We start from the raw sequence: 17990 nt of genomic DNA, 5'->3' as shown, positions 1-17990 counted from the left end.
AAAGGTGCGCTAGCGTAGCCTGCCGCGCCCGGCGCGCCCAGCCGGCACCGACGATCGGTGCCGGGTGCTCGCTTCGCGGTCAGGCAGCGTGCTCGCAGGCCGTGCTACGGGTGATCTCCGCATGCACGGTGCCTGGGTGGTCATGGTCGGCGGCGTCGACGGTGATCTGCATCGGGCGCAGGCCCAGGCGCTGGAACAGGGCCTGGTCGCGTTCGGTGTCCGGGTTGCCGGTGGTCAGCAGTTTTTCGCCGTAGAAGATCGAGTTGGCACCGGCCAGGAAGCACAGCGCCTGCAGCTCGTCGCTCATTGCTTCGCGGCCGGCGGACAGGCGCACCATCGAATGCGGCATCGTGATGCGGGCCACGGCGATCATGCGCACGAATTCGAACGGATCCAGCTGCTGAGTGCCGTGCAACGGCGTGCCGGCAACCTGCACCAGCTGGTTGATCGGCACCGAGTCCGGATGCGCCGGCAGCGTGGCCAGCGCCAGCAGCAGGCCGATACGGTGCTCGCGGGTTTCGCCCATGCCGACGATGCCGCCGCAGCAGGTCTTCAGGCCGACATCGCGCACATGCTCCAGCGTGTTCAGGCGGTCCTGATACTGGCGGGTGTGGATGATCGAGTCGTAGTAATCCGGCGCGGTATCCAGATTGTGGTTGTAGTAGTCCAGCCCCGCATCCTTGAGCGCGCGCGCCTGGCCGGCGTCGAGCATGCCGAGCGTGGCACAGGTCTCCAGCCCCATCGCCTTGACCTCGCGGATCATCGCCGCGACCTTGGGGATGTCGCGCTCCTTGGGCGAGCGCCAGGCCGCGCCCATGCAGAAGCGCGAGGCGCCGGCGGCCTTGGCCTGCCGCGCCTTGGCAACCACTTCGTCGGTTTCCATCAGCTTCTGCGCGGTCACGCCGGTGTCGTAGCGCTGCGCCTGCGGACAGTACGCGCAGTCTTCCGGGCAGCCGCCGGTCTTGACTGACAGCAGCGTGGAGACCTGCACTTCCGCCGGATCGAAGTGTTCGCGATGCACGCTGGCGGCGCGGTGCAGCAACTCCGGAAACGGCAGATCGAACAGCGCCTGCAGCTCGTTGCGATCCCAGTCATGGCGTACGACAACAGACATCGGGGTTTCCTGACAGTCAGCGGCTTGGAAGCCAGGCAGTCTGGTGAGCATGCGAGAAGCTGTCAACTTCGATGAGGTGCATTCGGTTTACAGCTGGCCGCGACGGGTGTTGCGGCTGCTGCTGCCGAACGTGTGCCTGGTATGCGCCGAGGCCGGCACTGCCGATGGCGATCTCTGCCCGTGGTGCCGCGCGGCCTTGCCCGATCACGGGCGCGCCTGCCTGTGCTGCGCAACGCCGTTGTCCGCCTCCGATGAAGCGCTGCTGTGCGGGCAATGCCTGCAGCATCGGCCGCCGCTGCAGCACGTGCATGCGTGCTTCACCTATCGCTGGCCGGTGGATGGCCTGCTGCGACGTTTCAAGTTTCGTCAGGATCTGGCCGCCGGGCGTCTGCTCAGCGAGTTGATGGTCAAGGCGTGTGCGGGCCTGCCGCGTCCGCAGGCACTGGTGCCGGTGAGTCTGCATCGGCAGCGCCTGCGCCAGCGCGGTTACGACCAGGCGCTGGAGCTGGCCAGACCGCTCGGGCGCGCGCTGCGGTTGCCCTGCCTGCCCTTGCTGCGCCGGGTCCGCGCGACCGCGCCGCAGTCGGAGCTGGATGCGGCCGAGCGCCAGCGCAACCTGCGCGGCGCCTTCGTCGCGGGTGGCGCGTTGCCGGCGCATGTGGCATTGGTGGATGACGTGATGACCACCGGTGCGACGCTGCATGCGGCCGCGCAGGCCTTGCGTCGGGCCGGCGTGCAGCGGGTAGATGCGTGGGTGTGCGCGCGGGTGCCGTGAGGCTGGGCTGGGGGTTGTGAGCTGCACCATGGAGCTTCGCCCGTACCCTCACCCCAACCCCTCTCCCGCGGGGAGCGGGGCTTAAGCCGAGGTGGTTTGCCCGTCTGCGGGTCAGCGCATTGCCAGGGCGGCGGCGATGCCGACGAAGATCGCCAGGCCTACCCAGTTGTTGTGCAGGAAGGCACGGAAGCAGGGGCCGCGTTCGCGGTGGCGGGCAAGCCGGAATTCGTAGGCTACCAGCAGCGCGGCCACGCCCAGCCCTGCCAGGTACGCGATGCCGAGACCGGCACGCAGGCCGACCAGTGCCAGTGCCGCAAACATCGACGCATACAGCAGGCCCTGCGCGAGCAGGTCGAACCTGCCGAACAGGATGGCGGTGGACTTGCTGCCCATGCGGATGTCGTCCTCGCGGTCGACCATGGCGTACCAGGTGTCATAGGCCGTCGCCCACAGGATGTTGGCCGCGTACAGCAGCCAGGCCAGCCATGGCACGCTGCCCTGCACCGCGGCGAACGCCATCGGGATGCCCCAGCCGAAGGCCATGCCCAAATAGACCTGGGGCAGGTGGGTATGGCGTTTAAGATAGGGGTAGCTGGCGGCCAGGAACACGCCCGGCACGCTCAGCGCAACGGTCAGCCAGTTGAGCGTGAGCACCAGCGCGAACGCCACCAGCATCAGCACCACGAACACCCACAGCGCCTCGCGCCCGGACACTGCCCCGGTGGCCAGCGGCCGCGACTTGGTGCGCTCTACATGCGGGTCCAGCCAGCGGTCGGCGTAGTCGTTGATCACGCAGCCGGCCGAGCGGGTCAGCCAGACCCCGGCAGTGAACACGAACAGCGTCCACAGCGGCGGCAGGCCATCGGCAGCCAGCCACAATGCCCACCAGGTGGGCCACAGCAACAACAGGCTGCCGATCGGACGATCGCCGCGGACCAGCTTCCAGTACTGCCCCAGTCGCTGCGGCCAGGTCAGCGCGGGCGCTGTCGGCAGCTGTTCAACACCATGCTTGCTCATGCTGCAAAGGGTAGCAGTGCGGCCTGGCCGCGGTCATGCGCTGGCCGGTGATCGCGCAGTGCATCGTCCGGGCCCCCAGGCGGCTGCCCGGTGCCGCGCCAGGCCGGGCAGGAGTGGGCGCAGCATCCGGGCGAGCCCAGGTCGGCAACGCGGTGGTGCCCGGTCGTTCGGCAGACCTGCGCTGCGGGGTCACGCGCGCGGCGGCGGTTCTGGCATAATGCCCGACCAGGCGCTCGTAGCTCAGCCGGATAGAGTAGTGGCTTCCGAAGCCATTGGTCGGGGGTTCGAATCCCTCCGGGCGCACCAATTCACGTTCCAGGCTTGTCCCGGGATGCCAATAAACCCTCGAGAAATCGGGGGTTTATTGTTGCTGGTCCGCGGAAATCCGGGCAGGCCCATTGAAATGATTTCAATGCACGAACAATGGCCATCTTCATGGTGATGGATCCAGATAGTCGTGCATTTGCGCTACGTGTGTACCCGGGTGGTCCGGGTGCAGCTGGTGGATTCGACCGAGCAAACGCGGGTTGGCGGACTCACGAGAGCCGGGGGCGCTTTCTCCAGTCGTATCACCGCTGGTCGACACCTTCGGGCAGCGGTGCATCGGTCGCATCGGTAAGGCACCGCTGCAGCGCTTGATCAGCTGCTACCTCGGGACGCTTCCTTGGCAAGCACCTAGCCGCTTCCCGCAAAAGATTGCTTCTTACCGACACGTCACGCGGTCGGTCAGGCCTCGGACGTTCCGGCATGAAGGTCTCCAGCGGAGAATGCCAGGCATTGGCTCTCCAGGTTACGGAGTACGCGCACCGCAATGCGCCCTTCGGTGTCGTCCATGCCGGCGATCAGTTCGTTTCGCAGGCCGTCCAGCGCCTCGCCCAGTTTGAGCGACACCGCACGACCCCGTTCGGTCAGGTGCAGGGTCTTGGCGCGGCCATCGGACAGGTCCCTGCGCCGCTTGAGCAAACCGTCCCGTTCGAGTTGGGTGACCGATCGCGCAATGGCGGCCGGATCCAGCGCCGATTCCTCGGCCACGTCTTTCTGCCGGATACCATCGCCCAGCCGGGCGATCACAAGAAGAACCGCCGCGATGGACAGGGAAACGCCCAGTTGCGCCAGGGCGATTCCTGCTGCGCGTTGCCAGGCGCGCCCGGCAGGCAGCACGGTCCAGGTCAGCGTCGTTCGCCAATCTTCGCCTTCGTGAAATGACATATCCCGTAAGTCCCATTGCTGATGCGGCCGGGACGACGCGTCCGGGTTTCGCCTGTTTCCCCGATACCTTAGCTTGATCCGCGCCGAGGCATGAAGCGCTGGTCCGCTGTCGATGCATCAATTAAATCCCATCCGCTTCTCGCCGTTCAATCGATTCGTCGTGCGTCCGTGCTGCGACCGTCGTGAGAGCGGGATGGACAAGCGCAGGCGCAGGACCGTGGAGCTGGATGCGTCACCGGCGGCGCTCGGATAGGCCGGAAGCACTCGGCTGTCAGGGGGCGCTACAAAAACGGGAGCCGTCTTCTTTGGTCAACGGCTGCTGTTGACGCTTGCCGTCCGGGGCAGTCCCTTCATACACCGCGCAGTTGCTGGCATCCCATTCAAAACGCGCGTCCTTGTAGTGATAACGCGCCTGGGCACGCTCGAATGCCTTGACCTCTGCGCTGGGCAGGGCGCCATCGTCGATCTTGTGTTCCTTGGCGACGGGGGCGCCCGTACACGCAGTAAGTGAAAGCGCAAGCGCTGACAAGAGACCTAGCTTCATGACCACTCCAATTCGGACGCTGACGTCGGGATAGATGGAAGCCAGTGCGGCCCCGTTACGGAAGCAGACTGTAAGCAGGTCAGTATGAAATGTGCGTGCGAGTCCTATCGCCATGAGCGACTGACAAGAGGTAACAAGCGCTCGTCAGGGTGGATGCGGACGGTACACGGAAACCGGCGTGCACGACTGACGCGTGCCGATTCCGCGCACCGGCCCACACCCACCTGATCAGTCCATGCGTCTGTACTTTCGTCGCTTGCTGGCGACTGACTGCCCTGGCGCCCGGATGCTGGAGGACGCCGCGGACCTAATGCTTGCTGCCACTCGTGCCACGGCGGATTGCCTGCTCGGCCTCGTCCAGGGTCCTGTTGTAGCTGGCGCTCTCACCCGCGCTGACGAATCCCTGCTGCTTCGCTCTCGTTGCGGAATCGGTGCGGACCCAGCTGAGCTTCTTCTCGATCTCCGCAGCCTGGGCATTGGACAGCTTGCCTGCCTTGCGCGCCTCGGCCAGGCTAGCGTTAATCGCCTCGTAACGTGCCAACACCTTGGCGTGCAGCGGATCAGGGGCGTGGCTGGCCCGCTGCTGTGCACGTGCGACGTTGACGGAACTCATTCCTGCGAAGACACCGATGCAGGTGGCAAATGTCATGAACATCAGCGTTTTCTTCATGCGATTTTTCACCTGTCATCGAATGCGAACCAACGGCCTGTGAACCGGCCCGGACCGTGCCGCATGAGTATAGTCCAACGCTAGATTGGCGGTGGATTACTCTGAAATTTTGCGTCTCGACGCGCGATTGCTGGACGCCGCCCAACAAAACCCGTGCAGCTGCACGCCGTACCGGAGGCGGCGCGGCAGTCACGGTGGTGGCGCAAGCGTTCCATCACTGCCACCACGTCGCCGCCCCTGATGTGCTGGTGCACTTCACTGCTCACACGTTGCTTGGCAACGTCATCCCGCCGATCAGCGCCCAGGAACGATGCCGGCTGAACCAGGCGTGGCAGCGAAGTCCCCACGCGTCCTGACACGGGCAAGCTTACTGGGCGAGCAGTCCACCATCGACGACATGCTCATGCCCGGTGATGTAGGACGATTCGTCGGACGCCAGGAACAGAACCAGGTTGCTGACCTCGCTGGCCTTGGCGATGCGTCCCAGTGGGATCTGGGCAACGGCATCACCACCGTTTTCGTCCGTCCCTTCCACCATCATCGGGGTCTGGATGAAGCCCGGGTGGACCGAGTTCACACGGATGTTGTCTGCGCCATATTCGATTGCCGTCGCCTTGCTCATTCCGCGCACGGCGAACTTGCTGCCGACATAGGCCAGGCTCGGGAATCCGTAATTGGCTGCCATTCCGGCGATCGAGGAAATATTGACGATCGATCCCACCTTCGCCTTCAGCATGGAGGGGATGACCGCCTTCATGCCAAGGTAAACGGCATTCTGGTTGATCGCACAGACCTTGAGGAAATCTTCTTCGGAGATATCCGCAGTCTTGGCAATGGGGCCCAGGATCCCTGCATTGTTGACCAGAATCGTGACGTTGCCGAATGCCGCTTCCGCTTCGGCCACCACGTTCTGCCATGCGTCCCAGCTCGTGACGTCCTGCTGGACGAAGCGAACACGCTTGCCCAGCTCGGAGGCCAGTGCATGCCCTCCCTCGGCATTGATGTCAGTGAAAACAACGTGCGCACCCTCTTCAACGAAATTGCGCACATGCGACGCGCCCATGCCCTGTGCGGCACCGGTGACGATTGCGACTTTGCCTTGCAGTCTGCCCATCATTCTTCTCCTGCGAGTGAGTGGCCTCGCGGCCGCCAGTCGAACTAGTGTGTGGAAATATAGATGACGGGTCAATTAATTACTGTCGAGGCGAAGAGGACGATCAGGTGGCCCTCGAGCGTTGCGCGCTGCATGGGCCGCGGCACTTTCGACAGCCACGTCGCAACACGACCATGTCCAGGCTCAGCGTGGCGAGCAGCTCCAACGCAAAAGCAAAACGCCATCGGCCCGCTGCAGTGTCACTGCAGCGGGCCGATGGCGTTTCTATCAGGGTTGCGCGCCGGCCTGAGTATCGACGCGGCGTTGCACTGTGAGGCCAGCGATGCGTCGCTTGGCAGGGGGCGAGGAGCGCCACCCTGCGCAGGCTCGGATCAGAGCACGTCCGGCGGCGGTGTGGTGGCCTTGGCGTGCTGCTTGCCACGTGCGTGTTCGATGGCGGTGCGCAGCTTGCGCGCGGCGCCGGTGACGGCCGAGGCGGTGGTTTCGGCACTATTGGTGGCCGCGATCGGCGGCAGGCCGGCGACGTGCGCCTCGATGCTGCAGGTTCGATCCGCTGCGCCGCCGCGTTGGCCGTTTTCATCGCGCAAATGCACGTCGACGCGGGTGATGTCGCTGGCGAAATGCGCCAGCTGGGCGGAGCAGGTCTTCTCGACATGCTGCACGACAGAGGGGTCATGCGGCACGTGCTTGTCGGTCTGGATCTGAATCTGCATAGAGTGTCTCCTTCGCGGTCATCCGCTGCGTCTGCCGTAGCGGTGACTCGATTCTGCGACAGCGCACCGTTGCCGCAAGGTGACAAGCTGCACCACGTTCATGCACAGGTCGGGATGGCCCGGCGGTGCACCCGCTGCGGCGGCCGGCGCCGTAACCGCGATCGCCAACGCGCCTCCAATCGCGCAGCACCCGTCACGCCTGGCGAGCTCTGCCAGGCTGAACCCTCACGGCAGCGGCGAACTGCCCGGCTGCGGGCGGTGGATTAAGATGCCGGCACCGCGCTGGTGTGCGCCTGTCCGATGTCTGCCTGTGTCCGAATTCCGAGTTGCCCTGGATGCCCGTCGCGGCGTGTTGCAGCGTGTGCTGTTGCTGATCGCGTTGTGGATGGTGTGCGTGGGTGCCGCCATCGCGCAGGACGACGACACCCTGCTGGAGACCGCGCAGACGCAGCTCGACAGCATGCAGAAGGTGCTGTCCCAGGCCGACGCGGGCATGGAGAAGGCCGATACCGAGCAGCTGGGCAAGCTGACCGAGGACGTCGCCGGCGCGCAGCGGCAGGCGCAGGATCTGGTGCGCACGCTGGAGCAACCGCTCAAGGAGCTCAACGGGCGCTTGGAGGGGCTTGGTGTCGCGGCGCAAAACGAACCGGCCGACCTGGTCAAACAGCGCAAGGCGCTGACCAAGGAGCGCGATCAGCTCAATGCCGAGTTCATCCGGGCCACGCTGCTGGCCTCCAACGCCAAGGACCTGGCCGACCGGCTCGAACGCGAGCGCGTGCAACGCTTCAGCGTGCAGCTCTCCACACGGGTGGCCTCGCCGTTGTCGCCGACGTTATGGCATCAGATCGGGCAGCAGTGGCCGGACGATCGTGCCCGCCTGCAGGCCTTGTCCGACAAGACGGTGCAGCTGGTGCAGGCAGGTGTGGCGGCCAATGGCGTGGGCGGGCTGATCACCGCTGCCGTGGTCGCGTTGTTGCTGGCACTGCCGCTGCGCATCTTCCTGCGCCACCTGGGGCGTCGCTATGCGGCCTCGCGTGCGCCCGGCGGACGCCTGCGGCGCTCGGGGCTGGCCTTGTGGTTTCTGCTGGTCGGCACGTTGAGCCTGGGGATTGCGGCATTCGTGCTGGTCGAAGGGATCCGCGCGCTCGGCGAGCTGCCCGATGACCTGGACCAGCTGCTGACCGGGTTTGTCGCCATCAGCGTGGTGGCTGCCTTCGTCGGTTCGCTCAGTGCCAGCCTGTTGATGAAACACCAGCCCAGCTGGCGCCTGTTCCCGCTGGACGATGCCACCGTCGACCGCCTGCGCGTGCATTGCCTGGCCACCGCAGCAGTGATCTGGTTCAGCGGCATGGCGATCAAGATCAACGAGGTGGCCGGCAGCAGTCCGGCGTTGACCGCCGCCACCGATGCGGTGGCGGCGCTGCTGTATGCGGGGTTGATCCTGTCGGCCCTGGCCGGGCTGACCCTGTCCTTGCGCGCGCACGCGGCAAATGCCGGCGTGGCCGATCCGGACAGCGATGCGCCGCCGCCGGTGGTCACGCGCGGTGGCGGCTTCATCGTGCTGATCCGCCTGCTGGGTCATCTGGCGGTGATCTTCGCGTTGATCGCAGCCCTGTTCGGCTATCTCAATCTGGCCTTGTTCGTGGAGCGGCAGATCATCTGGATCACCCTGGTGTGCAGTCTGCTCGGCCTGCTGGTGGTCTTTACCGACGATCTGATGACCTGGCTGTTCAAGCCGGACGGCCGTTTCAGCCGGGCGTTGTCGCATGCGCTCAGCATCGGCAGCGGACGCCTGGTGCAGCTCGGGCTGCTGATCTCTGCCGCGACACGGGTGTTGCTGGTGCTGCTGGGCATCGCGGTGCTGCTGACGCCGTATGGCGCCAATATCAGCGTGGTCACCGACTGGGCGGAGAACATCGCCCACGGCATCACCATCGGCAAGGAGCTGGTGATCACCCCGGGCGACGTGTTCAGGGCGCTGTGCGTGTTCCTGCTCGGCATGGGGCTGGTGCACGTGGTGCAGCAGTGGTTGCTCAACACCTATCTGCCCAAGACCGAGCTCGATGACGGTGCGCGTAATTCCATCAGCACCGTGGCGCGTTATCTGGGCTGGCTGATCGTGGTGGTGTGGGGCCTGACCGCATTGGGCCTGGATCTGAAGCGGCTTGCACTGGTGTTGAGTGCATTGTCGGTGGGTATCGGTTTCGGTCTGCAGGCGATCACGCAGAACTTCGTGTCGGGTCTGATCCTGCTGGCCGAGCGGCCGGTGAAGATCGGCGATTGGGTGCGCATCGGCGATCAGGAGGGCGATGTACGCAAGATCAGCGTGCGTGCGACCGAGATCCAGGTCGGCGACCGCTCCACCCTGATCGTGCCCAACTCGGAATTGATCACCAAGAGCGTGCGCAACATGACGCTGTCCAACCCGATGGGCCGGGTGCAACTGCAGTTCTCGGTGCCGCTGGAAACCGACGTGGCAAAGGTGCGCAACATGCTGCTTGACCTGTTCGCCGAGCACGCCAAGGTGCTGGCCGACCCGGCACCCTCGGTGTTCATCGATTCGCTGGCCGGCGGGCACGTCAACTTCAATTCGTTCGCCTACGTGCGCAGCCCGCGCGATTCGTATGGGGTGCGCAGCGAGCTGTTCTTCGCGCTGCTGCAGCGGATGGAAACGGCGGGGATTGCGCTGCAGTCGCCGCAGGAAATCCGCTTCAGCCGCGCAGGTGCTGCGGTGGCGCGCGATCCGGGCGATGGCACGCCGGCATCGGAAGACTGAGCCGGCCCGTGCACGATGCGCGGCGTGTCCTGCGCTGGCGGTGCAGCTAAAACTCGCAGGGTCGAGGGCGCGGCGCCCTCACCGCTTGCGGGACATGCCGTGAACCCATCGCTGGGGGATCGGTGGCGGCATCCATGCCGCCACACGGTCCCGCAACCGGCAAGGACACCGCACCAGACAGTCGGTCGTCGCTCATTTGAAAAGCTGCCTGTCGTGCGGTGTGCATCAGACATGGAGCCGATACGTCATGAGCGTACGACGCATCCAGCGCCGCTCTTACCGTGCACACCGACCGTCTCGACTGGCCCTTGCCCGCTCACCGTCGCGGGACCCTGAGCGGCATGGATGCCGCGCCGGAGCCTACATGGACGTACTTGCGGCGTGTCCCGCGATGGTGGGCGGGCAAGGGCCCTGCAGCCAGGCCGCACATCGCATGCTTCGGCTTCGGCTTGGGCTTCGGCCTTGCCTTTGCCTTTGCCCTTACCTCATCCACATACCTCGACCGAGACCGAGACCGAGACGATGGCCAGGCTCAAGAGCGATCCGCGACCTGGCTCTGTTTCACCAGGGCCAGATCGTCCACGCTGACATCTTCGGTGTAGTCCAGCCAGGCACGGATCTCCAGATCGTCCACCGCATGTTCCAGGCCCACCGGCATGCGGATGCGACCGGCCGCATCGGGCACCACCCACTGCTGGGCCAGCACCACCTTGCGCTCTGACGAGACGGCTTCCACCCAGAAGGCCCGCGTCGGCCGGCGCTTGGCGTACAGCTCCAGCATGTAACGACCGGCCTCGGTCTTGCGGGCAGTCTGGGTGAGCATGATCGGTTGGCGCACGCGGGGGCGCGGGCCTTGCTGGCTGGCCTCCAGCGGCGCGTCCACGGCGATGCCGCGGGTCAGGTCCGGATCGCGATACAGCTTCATGCTCTGGTGGCGGTCGACCACCAATGCGCACCAATCGCCATCGGCCGAACCGTCCTCGAACGCCGTGCAGCGATCCACATACGCCAGCGTGCCCTCGGTGTGGGTGCGATCGAACTGGCGCGAGGTGTTTTCCAGATAGACGGTTTTGAGATTGGTGTCGTCGTCGTATTCCAGCAGCACCGGCGGGCGCACCTGTTGCACGCCCACCACCACATCGCCATTGCCGTTGATGCGCAGCATGCGTGTGCTGCGCCCGGTCCACAGCGTGCGCGCGTAGGCGAGATAGCGCGGGTAGTCCTTGCCGCTGTCGCGACTGGCCGCCACGCTGGCGCTGGGAGGCGCGTCGCTGGCCAGCAGCGAGCGGCCAAAGCCCAGCGTGCGCATGCCCGGTTCCAGCAGCTGCAACAGCGTTGCACCCGAATCCAGCGTGCTGCCCGCGCGCGTGACCACTTGTTGCGGAGCGATGTCCTTGCCGAGGAACAGCAGCAGGTTTTCGCGCTTCTGCTTGGCGAGCACGTCGCTGAGATCGTTGGGCATCGCCAGGTGATCGGAGGCGATCACGATGATGGTGTTCTTGCCGTAGCGGCTGTTGCGAATGCGCGTGACCAGCTCGCCGATCAGCCGGTCGCTGCACTTGATCGCATGCAGCAGCCCGATGTCGCCCAGTGCGCTGTCGTAGTGCTGGCCCTTGCAGGCCAGCGGCAGATGGCCGGCGGGGTGGTGGGTGTCCATGGTCAGCGTGGTGAGCATGAACGGCTGGCCGGCGCGCGACAGCGTCTGGAAGCTGTCCCAGGCATCGTCCAGCAGCACATCGTCGTGCACCCCCCAGGCGGAAAAGTGCTTGGGCGCCACGCCCTTGTCGCGGAAGTAGCTGACGTCGTGCACCACATCGAAACCATGGCTGGACAGAAAGCTGCCCTTGCCGGCAAAGCTGGCATCGGCACCCCCGACATAGTGATTGCGGTAGCCCTGATCCTTGAGATAGTCGCCCAGGCAGCGTGCTTCGGGCAGGAACAGGCCCATGCGGCCCATGCTGTTTTCATCGCCGGGCGCGGTGGTCAGCGGCACGCCGCACATCGAAGCGACCATGCCGGCGATGGTCCAGCCGCTGCCTTCGGTGGAGGTGAGGTTGCGTACGTCCACTGCCTCGCTGGCCAGCGCGCGCAGGTTCGGCATCAGGCCGGGAAACACCTTTTCATCGAAGTAGGTGCGTTCCAGGCTCTCGCCGTAGATCCACACGATGTTCTTGCGCTTCTGCAAGGGCTGCTGCGGCACCAGGTATTCCGGCACCACGGTGGCGTAATCCACGGGGCGCAACTGGTAGTACAGGCGCTTGCCGTCGCGGTACAAGGGGCTGACCGCGATGCTGACCAGCAACATCATCACGAAGGCGCCAAACACCGCGTTGCCTCCGCGCGGGCGACGGAAACGCCGCACCTTCAGCAACACAAGGGGACTGAGCGACAGCAGCACCATGCCGATAAACACGGCGATATAGGCGGAAAAATCGCTGACGCCGGCACCGTCCATGTCCGCGCGCAGGTGATACAGCGTGGCGGCGTTGATGCCATCGCCGCTGAGCCGATCCACCAGGCCCCAGGCACTGAGCAACAGCAGCAGCAACGACAACAGACCGGCCTTCAGCCACGCCAGACGCGGCGAGGCGACCAAGAGCCAAAGCAGGAGCAACAGCGAAAACAACAACATCCAATGCATGCGGCAGCGTCCGTGGGGGAATGATGCGAGCGCGTACCGGACGCCTTGCTCGCCATGTCCTGTGCGCCACACCCAATGTGACACCCGGATGACGGACTATGCCGCGCCGAAGCTGACTGAAATGTTTGTTCGCGTTAAGCCATCCCCACAGCGTGGCGGATTGCGCGCGTTGACGCTCCCCTGGTCGCGGTGGCGTTCGCCAGAAATCGGCGGCATCTGCATTGCGCATTTGGCGCGCTTCTCGCAGATGGGCGACGTGGCTATCACCCCGCACCACCCGATCTGCTTTGACGGCTTGACGGTTTGACGCGGCTGTCTTGGCAAGCGATGTCGCGCCCGGGTGCGCTCCTACGCGGAGGTGGGGTCTGTTGGAATGCTATCGATGCCCGCGTTCTTCGCGCGCACGCACACGGCGGTCGAACAGCAGGGCGCTGAGCACGATGCCCAGGCCCAGCACCACGCCGAGCAGGAACAGCACCATTGCGATGGCCGGATAGCCCCACAGCTTCAAGCCGGTTTCGATGCGCATCATCTGTGCCGAGGCCATGATCAATGCCGCGGTCACGATGCCGGCCGCCACGCGGTTGGCGATCTTCTGCAGGCTTTCCATCAGATGCGATTCTTCCAGCCCGGTGACGCGCATCTGCAGGCGGTTTTCCGCCGCCAGCGACAGGATCTCGGACATGCGGCGCGGTCCTTCGCGCACCAGGTGCTGCAGTTCCATCGCCTCGCTGGCCAGATTGGCGGCGGACAGAGACTTTTTCAGCCGCGCGCGCATCACATGCTGCAGATGACGTTCGACGATGCGGCGCGTGTCCAGGTGCGGCGACAGCGCGCGGCACACGCCTTCCAGGTTCAACAAGGTCTTGCCGAGCAGGCTCAGTTCCGGTGGCGTGCGCAAGCCATTGGAGGTGGCGATGCGCACAAGATCCAGCACCACGCGACCTTCGGAGGTGGTGTCGTGGGCGGCATATCGGGCAATCATCTGCCCGGTTTCGCGCTGGTAGCGGTCCTCGTCGTAATCCTCCAGGCGCGTGCTGAGCGCAATGGTCTCTTCGGCGACTTCTTCGCCACGCCCGTCGACGGCGGCGAACAGCAGCTTGAGCAAGCGCTCGCGCAGGCGCGGCGGCACATGCGCGACCATGCCCAGGTCGAAGATGGCCAGACGCCCGTCCTGCAGCACGCGCAGGTTGCCCGGATGCGGGTCGGCATGGATCTCGCCATGCACGAACATCTGGTCCAGGTAGCCCTTGACCAGCTCCGCGGCCAGGTTGTCCATCGGCTGCTCGGTGCGGCGCAGGCCGGAGATCTTGTCCACCCGCACGCCTTCGGCCAGCTGCATGGTCAGCACCTTGCGGCTGCTCAGGTCCCATACGGGTTGCGGAATCCACAACAGCGGAAATGGCTTCAGATGCTTGCCGAAGCGCGCCAGCGTCTCGGCCTCGTCTTCGTAATTGAGCTCGGCGCGCAGGGTCTTGCCGAACTCGCCCAGCCAGTCGGCAAAGCGCACGCGCCGGCCGATGCCGGTCAGGCGGTCGGCGGCGGTGGCAAAGCTCTTGAGCACGTCCAGGTCCGAACGGACCTGGGCGGCGACTTCGGGTTTTTGCACCTTGATCGCCACCGGGGTGCCGTCGCGCAGGGCGGCGCGGTGCACCTGCGCCAGCGAGGCGCAGCCCAGCGGCACCGGGTCGAAGAACGAGAACGCCTTGTTGACCGACACGCCGAGTTCTTCCTCGATGATCTGGCGGATGCGCTCCACCGGCACCGAGCTGGTGTTCTCCTGCATGCGCTCCAGCGCCGTGGCGAACTCCGGCGGCACGATGTCCGGACGCGTGGACAGCATCTGGCCAAGCTTGACGAAGGTGGGGCCGAGCGCTTCCAGGTCGGAGACGAACTGGTCGGGCGTACCTTCGGCGGGCACTTCGTACTCGTTGATCGCGGCCGGATCCAGGTTCATGCCGGCGAATACGCCCGACCCGCGATACCGCAGCAACAGGCGCAGGATCTGCGTGCGACGGCTCATGCCGCCCACCACGCCGGTGTCGGCGGGGATCGCGGCCTGGGCCGGTGTGCGGTACGGGTCGTTCGGACTCAAGGCCATCTCCGGCGGTCGTGCAAGGGGGCGAGTGTGGCCAGCGGCGGGTCGTCAGGCGGTGAATCCAGCCATGTGGCCAAGGCGCTGCGGTGCGCGGCCCAGGGCCGGCGGGCACGGCCGGATCGTCCGGCTGGCGGGCGGCGGCATCGCGCAGCAACGGTCGCCAACAGCCGGCAACGGCCTGCCATCACCCCATACCGGCGCAGGATCGGCGAGAATCCACCGCCACTCACGAAGGACCCCCGCATGGCCGGTGCCAGCCTGTTCACCCTGCTCGACGACATCGCCACACTGCTGGACGACGTTTCCATCCTGACCAAGGTCGCGGCCAAGAAGACCGCCGGCGTGCTTGGCGACGACCTGGCGCTCAATGCGCAGCAGGTCACCGGCGTCACTGCCGACCGCGAGCTGCCGGTGGTGTGGGCAGTGGCCAAGGGGTCGCTGATGAACAAGGTGATCCTGGTGCCGGCGGCGCTGGCGATCAGCGCCCTGGAGGCCTGGCTGCGCGGGCGCGGTTACAACGTGCCGCTGGTGATGCCGCTGATGATGATCGGCGGTGCCTACCTGTGCTTCGAGGGCGTGGAGAAGCTGGCCCACAAGTTCCTGCACAACGAGGAAGACGAAGCGCAGCGGCATGCCGAACGCACCCGCGCGCTGGCCGACGAGAGCGTGGACGTGGTGGCGCTGGAAAAGGACAAGGTCAAGGGCGCGATCCGCACCGACTTCATCCTGTCGGCGGAGATCATCGTGCTGTCGCTTGGCGTGGTGGCGGGGGTGTCGTTCGGCCAGCAGGTCGCGGTGCTGGTGGCGATCGCGCTGGCGATGACCATCGGCGTGTACGGCCTGGTCGCGGCCATCGTCAAGCTGGACGACCTGGGCCTGTACCTGACCAACAAGGGCGCTGCCCTGGCTGCGCTGGGGCGCGGCATCCTGGTGGCCGCTCCGTGGCTGATGAAGTTCCTGTCGGTGGCCGGCACGCTGGCGATGTTCCTGGTCGGCGGCGGCATCCTGGTGCACAACATCCCGGCGCTGCACCACACCGTGCAGGACCTGACCACGTCGGCCGGCGGCATGGGCTGGCTGGTCGATGCGTTGGGCAACATGCTGGTGGGCGTGGTGGCCGGTGCGGTCGTGCTGGGCGCGGTGATGCTGTTCCAGAAGCTGCGCGGCAAGCCGGCGGCGCACTGATCCGCGCGGCGGCGGGCCGGGCGCGGGATGGGCGCCCGCACCGGCGCGCCGTGATCGCCCCGCGTGCTGGATCAGCCGGCACGCCATAGCCGGCGGAAATCGCTGTCGACACGGCTCTGCTCGGGCCGCCGCGCCAACGCCACCGCCCTGCACGGCCACGCCACCCTGTGCCGAGGAGCGCACCGGGCGGCGGTCTTCACCGCTCCAGGCGGGGTAGATGCCCCCCTGCGTTCCGCCGACGGTTGCGCTCAGTCGGCGCTGACCACGCGATTCTTGCCGGCCGACTTGGCCTCGTACATGGCGCGGTCGGCACGGCGGATGACATCGTCCTGGGTTTCGTCGAGATGGCGCAGTGCCACGCCGCCGCTGAAGCTGACGAACAGGCGCACGTCGTCGTGCAACAGCGAGCGTTGCGCCAGCGCGCGCTGCAGGCGGATCACCGCCGCACTGGCTTCGAAGATGGTGGAATCCGGCAACAGCAACACGAACTCCTCGCCGCCGAAGCGGGCGATGGCATCGGTGGTGCGCAGCACCGACTTGGCCACGTCCACCGTATGGCGCAGCGCGGCGTCGCCGCCGGCATGGCCGTGGGTCTCGTTGAGGCGGCGAAAGTCGTCCAGATCCAGCATCGCCACGCACAAGGGTTGGCCGCCGCGCTGGGTACGGGCGGCTTCGCGCTGGAACAGCTCTTCGAAGCCGCGGCGGTTCAGCGCCCCGGTCAGCTGGTCTTCGCGCACCAGGCCGGCCACGTCCTTGAGTTCCTGTTCCAGCAGGGCGATGCGCTGCTCGGCGTCCTCGACCTGGCGACGTGCGGCGAGCAGCTCGTCGCGCGCGGCCAGCGCCTGCGCCTGCACGCCGGCGGTGTCCTGCAACACGTCCTGCAGCAGGCGATTGAGGTCGGGAATGCTGCGAGCGTCGCCGATCGCCTGCGAATAGCCGGCAACGCGATCGTGGTACTCGCCGGTGCTGGTGGCCATGCCATCGAGCCGGTCGACGAAGGACACCATCATCTCGCGCATGGCGGTCTTGGAGTCGGCAATGCCTTGCTTGAGCAGGCCCTGCTTGTAGATGACCTCGCGCAGGGTGCCGCGTGCCTGCTCGATCGAGCCGACATCCAGCGGCCCGGAGATCAGCTGCCGCACCACCGAGATCTGCCCCTGCAGCCAGCTGCGATCGTCCAGCAGTTCGCCCACGTTCTCCAGCAACAGGTCGAACAGGCCCAGCAACAGGTTCTGCTGCTCGCTGGCATCTTCGGCACGCAGGCCGATCTGATGACTCAGTTCGCGCAAGCGTTGGTCCAGGGTGATCAGTTCATGGCCGGGGCGCCAGTGGCGCAGCGCCGATGCCAGGGTCTGCGCTTCTTCGGCCAGCTCCGGGCTGCGTTGCAGCAGCGTGGCCAAGGCATTGCCCAGTGCGTGACGCAGCAGGTCGCGCAGCTGCTCGGCTTCGGTGCGCCCTTCGGCCAGCGAGTCGCCGGTATCGATGGTGCGGATGTACTTGTCGATCAATTGCCGCAAGGCGCGGCCGTAGCCGGGCCAGTCGCCGGCCGCATAGGCCGCGCTCAGGCGCACGCCCATGTCGCCGAGTTCGCCATGCAGGCTGGTGATGCCCTCGGCAAAGGCCAGCAGCAAGGCCTCCGGGTGCGCGGCATGCGAGAACAGGCGCATCAGCAGGGCGGTGGCGGCAGCCGGGTCGTGCGCGCCGGACTTGTTCTTGGCCGGCACCAGCTGATGCGCGGCCAGGCCGTGCCCGCCGTGCCCGCCGCCGATCACGCTGGGCAGGGCGGCGGCCGGCCGTGCGCTGTCCGCGCCACCCCAGGGCAGCAGGCGGCGCAGCCCGCCACGTGGGCGGCTTGGAAGTTCAGGCTGGTCTGCCATGCGCCGGGGTCTCGGAAAGTCGTGATGCTACCGCTGGTTATCGGCGTGCAAGCGTCTTGCTTAAGCGGTCCGGACAGCTCTGCGCAGTTCCAGCCTGCGCGCACGATGGCCGGCGATGGTCGAAAGGCGATGACGACATGTGACTGAACGAGTCAGGCGGGTGAGGGCGGGCGCCGCTGCCAGCGCCTGCTTCCGGTGCGTTTCAACAACCACGCACCACGGCGGGGATGTCATCACACGGCGACGCGCCGCTTATG

At 66.2% G+C, this 17990-nt stretch carries 14 protein-coding genes and 1 tRNA gene; 5 read left to right on the top strand and 10 right to left on the bottom strand.

Going from position 1 to position 17990, the window contains the following annotated elements:
* Positions 1 to 79: 79 nt before the first annotated feature.
* Positions 80 to 1114, bottom strand: a complete 1035-nt coding sequence (gene bioB, locus EO139_RS02750) for a biotin synthase BioB (protein ID WP_104585661.1) — start codon at positions 1112 to 1114, stop codon at positions 80 to 82.
* Positions 1115 to 1163: 49 nt separating this feature from the next.
* On the opposite strand from bioB, the gene EO139_RS02745 reads away from it, so the two are divergent.
* Positions 1164 to 1889 (top strand): ComF family protein, encoded by a 726-nt coding sequence (locus tag EO139_RS02745; RefSeq protein ID WP_206515109.1) that lies wholly within the window; start codon positions 1164 to 1166, stop codon positions 1887 to 1889.
* 111 nt (positions 1890 to 2000) lie between these two features.
* Here the strand turns inward: EO139_RS02745 and ubiA are convergent, their stop codons facing one another.
* Positions 2001 to 2906: a 4-hydroxybenzoate octaprenyltransferase gene (gene ubiA, locus EO139_RS02740; RefSeq protein ID WP_104649108.1), complete on the bottom strand. Its 906-nt coding sequence runs from the start codon at positions 2904 to 2906 to the stop codon at positions 2001 to 2003.
* Positions 2907 to 3135: 229 nt separating this feature from the next.
* Between ubiA and EO139_RS02735 the strand changes: the two genes are divergently transcribed.
* Positions 3136 to 3212, top strand: a tRNA-Arg gene (locus EO139_RS02735).
* 420 nt (positions 3213 to 3632) lie between these two features.
* Here the strand turns inward: EO139_RS02735 and EO139_RS02730 are convergent.
* The 5 genes from EO139_RS02730 to EO139_RS02705 form a co-directional block, all read right to left on the bottom strand.
* Positions 3633 to 4067, bottom strand: coding sequence for a MarR family transcriptional regulator (locus tag EO139_RS02730; RefSeq protein WP_197944248.1), 435 nt, complete (start codon positions 4065 to 4067; stop codon positions 3633 to 3635).
* 319 nt (positions 4068 to 4386) lie between these two features.
* Positions 4387 to 4659, bottom strand: a complete 273-nt coding sequence (locus EO139_RS02725; RefSeq protein WP_126945059.1) for a hypothetical protein — start codon at positions 4657 to 4659, stop codon at positions 4387 to 4389.
* A gap of 307 nt (positions 4660 to 4966) precedes the next feature.
* Complete coding sequence (locus EO139_RS02720) at positions 4967 to 5329, bottom strand: hypothetical protein (RefSeq protein ID WP_126969220.1); 363 nt, start codon at positions 5327 to 5329, stop codon at positions 4967 to 4969.
* 367 nt (positions 5330 to 5696) lie between these two features.
* Positions 5697 to 6443 (bottom strand): glucose 1-dehydrogenase, encoded by a 747-nt coding sequence (locus tag EO139_RS02710; protein WP_104649190.1) that lies wholly within the window; start codon positions 6441 to 6443, stop codon positions 5697 to 5699.
* 371 nt (positions 6444 to 6814) lie between these two features.
* Entirely contained in the window at positions 6815 to 7156 is a 342-nt protein-coding gene (locus tag EO139_RS02705; protein WP_104585671.1) for an HPF/RaiA family ribosome-associated protein, read from the bottom strand.
* A gap of 352 nt (positions 7157 to 7508) precedes the next feature.
* On the opposite strand from EO139_RS02705, the gene EO139_RS02700 reads away from it, so the two are divergent.
* Positions 7509 to 9932: a DUF3772 domain-containing protein gene (locus tag EO139_RS02700; protein WP_164739697.1), complete on the top strand. Its 2424-nt coding sequence runs from the start codon at positions 7509 to 7511 to the stop codon at positions 9930 to 9932.
* Between the two features lie 532 nt (positions 9933 to 10464).
* Here EO139_RS02700 and EO139_RS02690 read toward each other — a convergent pair.
* The gene (locus EO139_RS02690) at positions 10465 to 12573 is read right to left on the bottom strand and encodes a phosphoglycerol transferase I (RefSeq protein WP_104649114.1); all 2109 of its coding nucleotides are present in this window, start codon (positions 12571 to 12573) and stop codon (positions 10465 to 10467) included.
* A gap of 88 nt (positions 12574 to 12661) precedes the next feature.
* Between EO139_RS02690 and EO139_RS02685 the strand changes: the two genes are divergently transcribed.
* Complete coding sequence (locus EO139_RS02685; protein WP_164739678.1) at positions 12662 to 12880, top strand: hypothetical protein; 219 nt, start codon at positions 12662 to 12664, stop codon at positions 12878 to 12880.
* Between the two features lie 69 nt (positions 12881 to 12949).
* Here EO139_RS02685 and EO139_RS02680 read toward each other — a convergent pair whose 3' ends face one another.
* Entirely contained in the window at positions 12950 to 14674 is a 1725-nt protein-coding gene (locus EO139_RS02680) for an AarF/UbiB family protein (RefSeq protein ID WP_104585679.1), read from the bottom strand.
* A gap of 240 nt (positions 14675 to 14914) precedes the next feature.
* On the opposite strand from EO139_RS02680, the gene EO139_RS02675 reads away from it, so the two are divergent.
* Positions 14915 to 15856, top strand: coding sequence for a DUF808 domain-containing protein (locus EO139_RS02675; protein ID WP_104649116.1), 942 nt, complete (start codon positions 14915 to 14917; stop codon positions 15854 to 15856).
* Positions 15857 to 16104: 248 nt separating this feature from the next.
* Here EO139_RS02675 and EO139_RS02670 read toward each other — a convergent pair whose 3' ends face one another.
* A complete protein-coding gene (locus tag EO139_RS02670) occupies positions 16105 to 17733 on the bottom strand; it encodes a GGDEF domain-containing protein (protein WP_104585683.1) in 1629 nt (542 codons plus the stop codon).
* Positions 17734 to 17990: the final 257 nt, after the last annotated feature.

The sequence above is a fragment of the Xanthomonas sp. BRIP62411 genome, assembly GCF_003993525.1.
Taxonomy (GTDB): domain Bacteria; phylum Pseudomonadota; class Gammaproteobacteria; order Xanthomonadales; family Xanthomonadaceae; genus Xanthomonas; species Xanthomonas euroxanthea.
Note: the sequence above shows the minus strand (reverse complement) of the source record. Positions and strands in the feature narration are given on the sequence as shown.

Excerpts from the sequence above, each read along its gene's own strand:
- bioB (WP_104585661.1), bottom strand. The coding sequence starts at position 1,114 with ATGTCTGTTGTCGTACGCCATGACTGGGATCGCAACGAGCTGCAGGCG.
- EO139_RS02745 (WP_206515109.1), top strand. The coding sequence starts at position 1,164 with ATGCGAGAAGCTGTCAACTTCGATGAGGTGCATTCGGTTTACAGCTGG.
- ubiA (WP_104649108.1), bottom strand. The coding sequence starts at position 2,906 with ATGAGCAAGCATGGTGTTGAACAGCTGCCGACAGCGCCCGCGCTGACC.
- EO139_RS02725 (WP_126945059.1), bottom strand. The coding sequence starts at position 4,659 with ATGAAGCTAGGTCTCTTGTCAGCGCTTGCGCTTTCACTTACTGCGTGT.
- EO139_RS02720 (WP_126969220.1), bottom strand. The coding sequence starts at position 5,329 with ATGAAGAAAACGCTGATGTTCATGACATTTGCCACCTGCATCGGTGTC.
- EO139_RS02710 (WP_104649190.1), bottom strand. The coding sequence starts at position 6,443 with ATGGGCAGACTGCAAGGCAAAGTCGCAATCGTCACCGGTGCCGCACAG.
- EO139_RS02705 (WP_104585671.1), bottom strand. The coding sequence starts at position 7,156 with ATGCAGATTCAGATCCAGACCGACAAGCACGTGCCGCATGACCCCTCT.
- EO139_RS02690 (WP_104649114.1), bottom strand. The coding sequence starts at position 12,573 with ATGCATTGGATGTTGTTGTTTTCGCTGTTGCTCCTGCTTTGGCTCTTG.
- EO139_RS02685 (WP_164739678.1), top strand. The coding sequence starts at position 12,662 with ATGACGGACTATGCCGCGCCGAAGCTGACTGAAATGTTTGTTCGCGTT.
- EO139_RS02680 (WP_104585679.1), bottom strand. The coding sequence starts at position 14,674 with ATGGCCTTGAGTCCGAACGACCCGTACCGCACACCGGCCCAGGCCGCG.
- EO139_RS02675 (WP_104649116.1), top strand. The coding sequence starts at position 14,915 with ATGGCCGGTGCCAGCCTGTTCACCCTGCTCGACGACATCGCCACACTG.
- EO139_RS02670 (WP_104585683.1), bottom strand. The coding sequence starts at position 17,733 with ATGGCAGACCAGCCTGAACTTCCAAGCCGCCCACGTGGCGGGCTGCGC.